A 10,055-nucleotide genomic window follows, 5' to 3' on the forward strand; every position below is an offset into this window, starting at 1 on the left:
GATGTTGTTAAAACCGGTACCGGCTTCACAGATGAGTTTCACTGAGGGAGGGAACTGCGCAATCAAATCCCTGCCCACTGGCAATTCTTTGGTTATGACGATATCCTGGTTTTGCACCCTGGCCGGTATCTCCTGGTCGGTGCTGGCATCGTATTTGGTAACCGTGGTAAGTTTTTCGATGGGTGACAGATCCAGCCGACGGTCAAAATCCAGCCTTTCTAAATTAAGAAATACAGTGTTTGGCATAGAGACCTCCTAACCCTTTGTTTTACTTGAAGTTTATTGACATTATACCACTATTCATCTAGGTCATTGCACATGAACTGCTGCACTTAAAAATACCCAACCACGGGCCGTTGTTTAAGGCGATGCTTAAGGGGTATTTGTGGAAGTATAGAGGGGAGGCCAAATAGAGTGATGGGAAAGGGACGCAAAGAACGCAGCCTTCCTCTGTGGAAAACGACCAAACATTACCTGGAGGCATTCCTGAAAGAAACAGAGATACACGAAGACAATTACGTGTTCACGAGTCGGCAAGGGAAACAACTCACGCGTTCCGGGGTGACCTACCGCCTAGCGTACTTGGTGAAAACCGCTTCAAAGAGTTGCCCGTCGTTACGGCAGAAGCGCATCACTCCGCATGTGCTGCGATATACAACGGCAATGCATTTGTTGGAGGCTGGGGTGGACATTTCAACCATTGCTATCTGGCTGGGCCACGAAAGCATCGAAACTACTCATAAATACATGGTAGCCGATTTACGTTTAAAGGAGCAGGCGTTGGCGCAGACAAAGGAGCCTCAAACATTGAGATTTCGTTATCAGCCACCATCCTACATTCTCAGTTTTCCTGATTACTGTGATCTTTTATGCTGACATACTGTTCCTTGTCACGGGGCTGATTTTCTTGGTCTCCCTTTTCTCTTTATGGAGGTGATATATAGTGGAAGAACTTTTTAAGTTAGCATCAAACTATGGCTTACCAATGGTGGTAGCGGGGTATTTGCTGTTACGGCTGGAGCCTACGATCAGGGATCTGCAAAAGAGTATCAATTTGCTGAGTATTATTATCGCCAAGCAAAGCAACATGGATATTCAGGAAATGAACGAACTGATTAATGTGCGCGTTGTTCCTATACAACCTAAGCAGTAATGCTTAATAAAAATAGGTATCAGATGTAAATCTGATGAATTGTGTTTCTGAATCATCGGGTGAAATTCCCGAATGCGTCGAAGGTTGGCGACGTAGAAAGGCTAATACTCCGACGTGCCTTGATAGTTCAATAGTGACAGCGATTCAGGGTACGAAGCTCGGTGAAGGCGACGAAAACCAGACCTGAGAAGCGGTTAGGGAAATAGTCGGGCCACCATAAAACGACCATGCTGACTTACCATAGAAACCTGCGTTTGTACGGCTCGAAAAGTTCGAGTAAGGAAAATGAACCTTACTACACCCAAAGGGTGCGAAGAAACGGTCAATGTATTATTAATTACAAAGACTGACGTTTTCCGTAATGGAAACGTACCTCGTCCTCCAACCATGGACAAAGGCTTTCTTCCGGGTCATAGCAGGCGGCTAAAGTCGTATATAAGGTTAAGAAACACGATACAACGGAACCCTGCAAGATTGAGCTAATTGAGGTAATGAAATCTAACCGTGTAGGAAATGGCCGGTGAATGTGGGGGACAGCAGCCCGTAGTAGCAATGAAACGTCTAATCAACGTGGAGTAAAGGGGCATAGTCAAACAATAGACGGTATTATGATTGAGCCTGACTGGGAAGCCGTTGTGCACACCTGGCTAACCCTATGACATCTTCCGAAAGGAGTGATGCCATTGGCTCACGAATCAGTCTACCCGAAACTGGAATCTGAATCAAACCTACGTTCCATCCTGGATTATCTATACACAACAACTAAGCAGGTTATTGATAAAAGCCAATTGCCCAAATTCAAAAACCTGCTGGAAATAGCAAAATCCGAAATAACAATCATCACTGCCATACACAATATTAAATCCAACCACGGCAGTAAAACAGCGGGAACCGATGGCGTTATCATACCAGACATATTAGAGCAACAATATCCAGAAGTCATTACAATGGTCAAAAATGCACTTGATAACTACAACCCATACTTACTTAGAAGAGTGTGGATACCCAAACCAGGAAAAGACGAAAAAAGACCATTAGGCATACCTGCGGTCATTGATAGAATTGTCCAAGAAATCCTGCGCATAATCATTGAACCAATCATGGAAGCACAATTCTTCAAACACTCATATGGTTTCCGACCTATGAGAGATGCACACATGGCACTAGTAAGAACAACAGATATATGCCACAAAACAGGATATCACTGGATAATTGAAGGAGACATTAAAGGCTGTTTCGATAATATTAATCATACCAAACTAATAAAACAACTTTGGCACATGGGCATTCATGACAGAAGAATACTTATAATAATTAAGAAAATGCTCAAAGTCGGAGTATTAGACGAACTAAAAACTACAGAATTAGGCACACCACAAGGCGGAATTATTTCACCACTATTAGCCAATGTCTACCTTCATAAACTTGACCAATGGATAATACGAGAATGGGAAGAAAAGAAAACAAAATTCAAATACTCCAACACCACTAACAGAAATATTGCACTAAAGAAGACAAATCTCAAACCCGCCTATCTCGTAAGATATGCCGATGACTGGATACTAATAACAAACACCAAAGCCAACGCCGAAAAGTGGAAAAAACGCATTGAAAAATACTTAGATACAAAGCTTAAATTGAAATTAAGTCCAGAAAAAACAGTAATAACAAACATCAGAAAAAGCCCTATCCACTTTTTAGGATTCCGCTACAAACAAATACCAGGTAAATCCAGAACAGGATGGATACCTTGCACCAGACCAGACAACAAACGTTTAAAAGCAAAAATTGAAGAATTAAGAAAACGTATTAAGAAATTACGCAAACTTAATGGTAAGGAACTAATACACCAAATTAATATAATAAACAGCGCCATTACCGGAATAGGCAACTACTACAAGCCGGCAACTATGGTAAACGTAGAATTAAGTAAATATGCTGATTCCCTAAAATATACAGCATACAAAGCACTTAAATCAAAAAATGCCCAATGGACTCCAGCCAATGTGGTAAATAACCTAATCAATAGACATACAGAATATACAACACAAATTCCAGCTATTAAACACAATGGACTAATAATTGGAGTAACCAGCCTAGGATTCGTCAAATGGGAAAAAGCATATCTCAAAAACCCAATAGAAACACCATACACACCGGAAGGTAGAAACGCCTATTATGAACGCACAACAAAGAAACAACCACTGCCCAGAGACGACATAACAATGAGCCTAACACTATCTGAACTAATAGCCAAGGGATTAACCGACCCAAAATACAACTTTGAATACCTAATGAACAGAGCCTATACGTTCAACCGGGATAAAAGAAAATGCAAGATATGCGGTAAACCAATACTAGGATATGAACTTGAAACGCATCATATAAATCCTAATTTACCGCTAGACCAAGTCAATAAAGTGCCAAATCTTGCATCCGTCCATAAATGGTGCCATGACTTAATCCATAGCACAAAAGACGTTTCATGTCCGGTCGACAAGAAAACCTATAATAAGATTCTCAAGTTTAGGAATAAGTTCAATCAGAAACCAGAAAGTGTTTGATGGAACGCCGTGTGCGGTGAAAGTCGCACGCACGGTGTGAAGTGGGGGAAAATAGCTCCGAACGGTATTATCCCTCTAGGATAATATGCGAGGATGTCTATTACCTATCACTATAAGTTGTAGCGGAAATTCCTATTATTCAGTTCCTAATGAACTTCAGCTTGGGTATTGAACCAGCGGCAGCATTATACATGACTCTGCCAGACATTAACGTTCCTTCAATTTTTAATGTTAAAACGCTATATCCCAAGAAAGGTGCTGGCTATGGTGTTTGTTGCGGTGGTGGCAGCAGGAATTGTTAGAGGTCTGTTGGCCAGATGGTTCTTTTAATAGAATTGTTGAAAGATAAAGGGTTTCTTAGGCATGTCCAGTTCCCACCAGGATGAGAAAGAATTGTATAAAATTAACCTCCCCTGCAAATTTTTCTTGATTATCATGGAAGGGGAGGTTTTTTCTTTGTCAGTCTTAAAAGTTTAGCTTTTGTTTTGATTATTATATCTTTACTCTCTTTACTCGTAGCCGTCGTGGTTGGCTGCGCTAAGAATGACCCCAAACCCAGGAGAAGAAGCAAGAAAGTGAGCCGCTTAAGAATACCGCCGCCATTTCCTACTTATTAACACTGTGATCAGAAAAATAAATCCTAATCTTTTTTGTCATCAGAATTAGCCAGGTCATTGGAATTTTTTGACTTTAGTATCTGAGGGGTGAATTCGGCAGTGTTCCTAAGGGCGTTTTTTACACCGGAGTTGACTGCCCAGTAAACCACCAAACCCAGGAGCGCCAGGGGAATCAACATCATGAGGATCCCACCAAACCAACCCATTCCATAGCCATACATCATTGGCATCCTACATTTCCTCCTTCAGTTTATTTTAATTATTTTTCCCTGGAGGTAGTGTCTTTAGTAACAGGTCTGGCGATATTTTCATAAGTTTGGGCCAAACTAACTAAATACAGGTTAGGTAACTTTAGGCAACAAAGGGAGGCGAACACCTGGAAAAAGCCCATGCTTTAAATGCAATTGTTTTGGACAAGACAGGCACCGGCGATTTAGGCTTTGCCATCGGTACAGGTACCGATGTAGCAATGGAAGCTGCCGACATTACCTTGATGCGAGGGGATCTGAGAGGAGTCGCCGCCAGCATCAAGTTGAGCCGGGCGACCATGCGGAACATCAAACAAAATCTGTTCTGGGCCTTAATTTATAATACACTGGGCATTCCGGTGGTTACCAATGCCCTGAGATTACGCTTTGATCCATACAGGGACTTCCGTAGAGAAGGAAAGATTTCTTACCGGTTGGTACCATAACCGGCGCGACGTCCGGAATAATAACATAAACCTTGTCCAAGGAGGGAATGATATGGAATTTCTGGAAGATTCACTCTTAGCCATCGCATTGACTGGCAGGATTTGCCTTTGCCGGATGGTATTTTGCACGAAGGAGAAACAGAATAAAGGAATAACAAGATGTTATAAAGGATAGGTGGTTAACCTATCCTTTACAACAGTTTTAATTAGTTAGAATTAATGGGTATGTTCACTTTCAACGGTTGAAACGGTATCCGCATTTTCGGTATCGGTTGTGTTTGTATCATCAGGAGTTGTAGTGCCCTCATCGTGGGAGGTATCTCCTTCGGTTGTCTGGTTTTCACTAGCTGGTTGAAGCAATTGTATTACCAAGAAAGCCTCACCAGCCTTGTTTTTAATAACAGTTAACGGAGCACCTGCTACCAGGCTAGAAGCATCGGTCTTTTCTCCGTTAACCAGGATGATGGTGTTTTCAGTCAGTAAAATTTCTGCGGCATTATCGCCTGTACCTATCATCAGTACTTGTTGCCCATCTTCAGTTGTTTCTACCCCGTGAAGAGTGTCAGTGACAACCTGTTTTTTATGCTGCTCTTTCTTTTCAGCCATAGCTTCTTTCTTAGCTTTCATTTCTTCTTTTTTGCTAGCCATAGCTTCTTTTTTGGCCGTCATATCTGCTTTCTTGCTTGACATGGCTTCTTTAGCTTCAGAACTGCATTTTTGGGCCTGGGTACTACCAGGCTTTTTGCTATGGTCGCTAGGCCCTTTTCCTTCCATTGGAGCTGCGCTGGCAAATGCTCCTCCTACCAAAAGACTGCTAGCTACTGTGAGAGTTATAATACCAGTTCTTAATTTTTTCATCAAAAACACTCCTTTTTTGAATTATGTTTACTTGCAAGATTCTAGCTGTTTTATGAGGTTTGTCTAAGGGAGATTGACCATAATCACCACTCCTTTTCGCGATAAACTTAGTTCCGGCTTTTATATCCAGCTCTTGTAATGAATTGTACCAATCAATTTTCACAAACCTTTTACAAAATTAAGACATTTATGTAATATTTTCATTTTTGTTAAAAACCAGGTGCAACACCAAACCTTAGATCAAAAAAACAAATCCTCCCGTCGTAAGGAAGGATTTATTTCCAAAGTCTATACATCATTCGTTATACCCCACTCCCCAAACAGTATTAATATTAGAGGGAATATTCAGGGATTTGAATTTTTCCCTCAAACGTTTAATTAGGGTATCCACAATTCGTAGATTACCGAAGTAATCTACGCCCCAGACTTCTTCCAGTAAAAATTCCCGGGTAAAAACCTGACCGGCATTCTGGGACATCAAAACCAGCAGGTCAAACTCCTTAGGTGTAAGGTGGATTTCCTGTCCGTTGGCGGTGACCGTTCTGGTTAAACAACAAAATCCTTTGGGTCAATAAGGTTTTTTGTTGTTGCTTTATCATTTGGTTTAATTTTTCTCTGCAGACCTAAATATCACAAAAATGTCATAGCTTTGAAAAAGATTTGTAAAAATCGCATGTTAGAATTGGTCAAGATGACAGATTTAACTAGGTCAAGGGGGGTAGCAAAGAAAGTATTGTATGTATCCAGCTCTTTGAAAATAAAATAAAAGGAGGAAGGCTTGTGTACAAAAGTGGTTTCCGGTCATATATTAGGTCCGGTTCCATTGTTATGACGTTGCTTTTGTTGTTAAACATTTTCTCATTTAGTAGTGCTCAACCAGCCTAGCGGAAGATCCCGGACAGACTCCTCAGACAGAGCAAAGTGACGTCAGCACTGAAGCTGGTTCAGCAAACACCTCAGACCCATCGGTAGAGGAAGCAGTCTATCAAGATGAAAACTTAGATAGCATCGACTCCAGTCAAGACAATGGCACCCCGTCTGATGATACCTCAAGCGTGGAAGAGGGGTCAAACGTGGAGACAACAGAAGAACCGGTTACTGAGGCCGTTGATGAAGAGGAAATTGAAACTTATACTGTCAGCGGTGCTGTTTACGGAATCTCAGAGGAAGATACCGTGAAGATCATGCTGTCTAAATGCACCGGGAAAACAGTTGTTTCACAGGATCTTGAGATAGGACAAACAGCGTTTAGCATTTCGGATGTTCCTACAGGTGAATACACACTGTGCATGTTAATAAATGGTGCCACTGCTATGATGAAACCTGTTCAGGTGGCTGGTGATACGACAGTTGAGGATATACACGTGGTACGGGTAACCGGAACCATTTTAGGTTTACCAGAAGGGGTTACTGCATCTGTCTATCTGAAGCCGGAGAATAAAGATGTAATGGTCATGCCTCTTAAGGTGATATCCAACGGGGATATAACGGAGTTTACCCATAAGGTGGTACCTGGCTTTTATCGTATGACCGTGATGGCAGAGGGGTATGAAGACTATACTGCTCCAGATGTCATTGAAGTAGGAGATGATGACGTTGTTCTTGACCCCATCGAGATGGTTTTAAAGCTGGAAATAGTAACCACCTCACTGTCAACTGGTACCGAAGGTACAGCTTATTCAACAGAACTGCAGGCAACCGGCGGGAAAGAGCCCTTGACATGGGCCATAACCGGTGGGACCTTACCGGAAGGCTTAACGCTGGACACAGTGACAGGAGTTATTTCCGGTACCCCTGCCAATAGCGGCGACTATTCCTTTGAAGTTACCGTCACAGATTTCTTAGGACATACTTTTAGTCAAACATTGAACTTAAGTATTGCCAGGCGTTCTTCGGGCGGCAGTTCCGGGGGGAGTAGCAGTTCATCAGACTCTGCAAATTCCGGGACCAATACTGACGTGACGAAAACTACCTTTACCGACCGGGAAATAAAAGAGGCTATTAATCTTTCCCAGGGAACTGTAACACTGGTTGCGCCGGTGGGGCAAAAGAGTTTAGTCCTCACTGGAGACCAGTATAAACAGTTGATAGAAACCGGTAAAGAACTTATTATCTCAGTTCAGGATGTAAAGGTCGTTCTGAACCCGGCTGCCATAGACCTTCCCGAGAACGCCAAGTTGGAATTCAAAGTAGAGGAACTGGCTGATGGTAAGGCAGTGGAATTGGTTAGCCAAACTGACTACCAATTGATTGGTAAGGTTTTTGAAATCAATATGGAAATCAAGAGTGATGGGAATACCGAAAAGAATCCTCTAAAACAATCAGTAAGAGTATCCCTGCCGGTAAAATCTGACATGTGGTTGGATGGTACCCACCACCGGTTGGATGTCTTCTATTATAATGAAAGTGAATCTAAATGGGAGCCGATGCACGCTATTCATAATACGAACGGTCAGGTACTTACTTTCAGCACACCACACTTTAGTAAATACGCTGTTCTCAGCAAACCGGAGAAGAATTTCTCTGATGTAACAGGGCACTGGGGCCAAAAAGATATTGAAAGAATGGCTGCCCGGGGGATCGTAGGCGGGTATCAAGACCACTCCTTTAGACCGGATGCCAACATTACAAGAGCCGAGTTAGCCACCCTGTTGTCGAGGTTGCTGGGACTCAACGAGAAGGCGACAATTACATTCGGTGATGTTACGGAAAAAGACTGGCATTACGAAAGTATCGCCAAGGCGTTCCAGGCAGGAATTGTCCGGGGTTACCATGACGGTTCCTTCAAACCCAACCAGTACGTTACCAGGGAGCAAATGGCAGCCATGATTGCCAATGCACTGGAAAATGAGGGGATCAGCATAGGTCAAAATGATGCTTCTCTGGGGTTGTTTACTGATGCCGGTTCCATCTCTCCTTGGGCCAGGCAGAGTGTTGCAACTGCCAGTGCTTTGGGAATTGTCAAAGGGATAATCTCTGAACAAAAGGTTAAATTTGCTCCTGGCAAACAAGCCACAAGGGCCGAAGCAACGGTAATGCTTGCTAGATTGTTGGATATTACGGAAAGTGCTAAACTAAATTTATAAGACAAGATAGAAAAAAGAGACTGGTTTTTCAGTCTCTTTTTCGTGCGCCCGGCATGGGCGTTATCTATAGGGTGAAAGTCCCGAACGGTGAAGGTAGCAGTAGCCGTAGCTTAAGACAAGGGTGTCCATCGCGAGGTGGAATCTGAAGGAAGTCGGCGGCAAAAGCCTCGGACTCACCTTCTGGCGAGAACAAGGACTTAGAAGTTTAGTCGAAAGATACAACGAACTTCGTTGCACAACATGAACCGCCGTATACCGAACGGTACGTACGGTGGTGTGAGAGGACGGGGGTTAATCACCCCCTCCTGCTCGATTGGATCAGACCAGGACAACCAAAAGAAGAGCACAAACGCCCTACGGGTAGTTCGTGCTCTTCTTAACAACGGTGGGGTTGTTGGGGATTCAAGTATGAAGTTATATGAAAGTACTGTTAATTGCTGGTGGGGGTGTTGAAGTTACCTATCATACCAGGGCCCATGCCGGTGCCGTTGCCCATCATGCCGGGACCCATACCGGAACCATTACCCATCATGTTCATCATGCCACCGTTCATCATGGGGCCCATACCGTTTTTGCTGTGGAAGTCCTTCATTTGCTCAAAGTGTTGGTTCCAGGTTTTAGCCTGTTCTTCGGTAATCTTGCCGTCCTTTACGGCCTTGTCCAGCCAGGTTTTGTGCTGGTCAAACATTTGGTTAAAGAATTGCTGGTTCTTGGAGTTGTTTACGGTGTTGGTAGCATTATCAGGCTGGTTGTTGTCTATAGCAGCAAAGGCTGCGGGAACCATCAGGGCACCAAGGGCTACAGTTACAATACCGGCAATTAGTTTACGTTTCATTCTTCATTCCTCCAAATTAAATATATTTTTTCGCACTAGCGTTGCATAAAACTTTCGCATAAATTAAAAGGTAATAATTGGAAGATATAATTGTATAATTTTGTAATTATTTGGGTGTATACACCAATTAACCCATTTTACTTTATGCTAAAGGAACAACCACTTAAGAGGTAGTCCTTTAATCCACATTTTTACAAATGATGTAATTCCTAGGCTATTATCGGGTCGTAAGTTAAATCATCCAGGTG

9 protein-coding genes and 2 pseudogenes are annotated in these 10,055 nt (G+C 42.7%); 6 read left to right on the top strand and 5 right to left on the bottom strand.

From position 1 onward, the window contains the following. Positions 1 to 246: pseudogene (locus tag P378_RS04395) on the bottom strand (D-2-hydroxyacid dehydrogenase); the annotation flags it as partial. 65 nt (positions 247 to 311) lie between these two features. Here P378_RS04395 and P378_RS18880 point away from each other — a divergent pair. The 4 genes from P378_RS18880 (at position 312) to ltrA (ending at position 3,717) form a co-directional block, all read left to right on the top strand. Next, positions 312 to 413, top strand: coding sequence for a M48 family metalloprotease (locus P378_RS18880; RefSeq protein WP_143338408.1), 102 nt, complete (start codon positions 312 to 314; stop codon positions 411 to 413). A gap of 4 nt (positions 414 to 417) precedes the next feature. Further along, the gene (locus tag P378_RS04400; RefSeq protein ID WP_238472874.1) at positions 418 to 876 is read left to right on the top strand and encodes a tyrosine-type recombinase/integrase; all 459 of its coding nucleotides are present in this window, start codon (positions 418 to 420) and stop codon (positions 874 to 876) included. A 67-nt stretch (positions 877 to 943) separates the two neighbouring features. Then, entirely contained in the window at positions 944 to 1,153 is a 210-nt protein-coding gene (locus P378_RS04405) for a YvrJ family protein (protein WP_099082405.1), read from the top strand. 683 nt (positions 1,154 to 1,836) lie between these two features. Further along, on the top strand, positions 1,837 to 3,717 hold the full coding sequence (gene ltrA / locus P378_RS04410; RefSeq protein ID WP_099082406.1) for a group II intron reverse transcriptase/maturase: 1,881 nt from the start codon (positions 1,837 to 1,839) through the stop codon (positions 3,715 to 3,717). A gap of 640 nt (positions 3,718 to 4,357) precedes the next feature. Here ltrA and P378_RS04415 read toward each other — a convergent pair. Further along, positions 4,358 to 4,564 (bottom strand): hypothetical protein, encoded by a 207-nt coding sequence (locus P378_RS04415; RefSeq protein WP_099082407.1) that lies wholly within the window; start codon positions 4,562 to 4,564, stop codon positions 4,358 to 4,360. A 194-nt stretch (positions 4,565 to 4,758) separates the two neighbouring features. Here P378_RS04415 and P378_RS04420 point away from each other — a divergent pair. Next, positions 4,759 to 5,028, top strand: a pseudogene (locus P378_RS04420) (heavy metal translocating P-type ATPase); the annotation flags it as partial. A gap of 216 nt (positions 5,029 to 5,244) precedes the next feature. On the opposite strand, the gene P378_RS04425 reads toward P378_RS04420, so the two are convergent. Together P378_RS04425 and P378_RS04430 are read right to left on the bottom strand one after the other, a co-directional pair. Next, positions 5,245 to 5,886 (bottom strand): hypothetical protein, encoded by a 642-nt coding sequence (locus P378_RS04425; RefSeq protein WP_099082408.1) that lies wholly within the window; start codon positions 5,884 to 5,886, stop codon positions 5,245 to 5,247. Between the two features lie 295 nt (positions 5,887 to 6,181). Next, complete coding sequence (locus P378_RS04430) at positions 6,182 to 6,403, bottom strand: winged helix-turn-helix domain-containing protein (RefSeq protein WP_099082409.1); 222 nt, start codon at positions 6,401 to 6,403, stop codon at positions 6,182 to 6,184. 556 nt (positions 6,404 to 6,959) lie between these two features. Between P378_RS04430 and P378_RS04435 the strand changes: the two genes are divergently transcribed. Further along, a complete protein-coding gene (locus P378_RS04435) occupies positions 6,960 to 8,972 on the top strand; it encodes an S-layer homology domain-containing protein (RefSeq protein WP_099082410.1) in 2,013 nt (670 codons plus the stop codon). A gap of 430 nt (positions 8,973 to 9,402) precedes the next feature. Here the strand turns inward: P378_RS04435 and P378_RS04440 are convergent, their stop codons facing one another. Continuing rightward, the gene (locus P378_RS04440) at positions 9,403 to 9,807 is read right to left on the bottom strand and encodes a DUF2680 domain-containing protein (RefSeq protein WP_073235390.1); all 405 of its coding nucleotides are present in this window, start codon (positions 9,805 to 9,807) and stop codon (positions 9,403 to 9,405) included. Positions 9,808 to 10,055: the final 248 nt, after the last annotated feature.

It is taken from the genome of Desulforamulus profundi (assembly GCF_002607855.1).

Excerpts from the sequence above, each read along its gene's own strand:
- P378_RS04400 (WP_238472874.1), top strand. The coding sequence starts at position 418 with ATGGGAAAGGGACGCAAAGAACGCAGCCTTCCTCTGTGGAAAACGACC.
- P378_RS04415 (WP_099082407.1), bottom strand. The coding sequence starts at position 4,564 with ATGCCAATGATGTATGGCTATGGAATGGGTTGGTTTGGTGGGATCCTC.
- P378_RS04425 (WP_099082408.1), bottom strand. The coding sequence starts at position 5,886 with ATGAAAAAATTAAGAACTGGTATTATAACTCTCACAGTAGCTAGCAGT.
- P378_RS04440 (WP_073235390.1), bottom strand. The coding sequence starts at position 9,807 with ATGAAACGTAAACTAATTGCCGGTATTGTAACTGTAGCCCTTGGTGCC.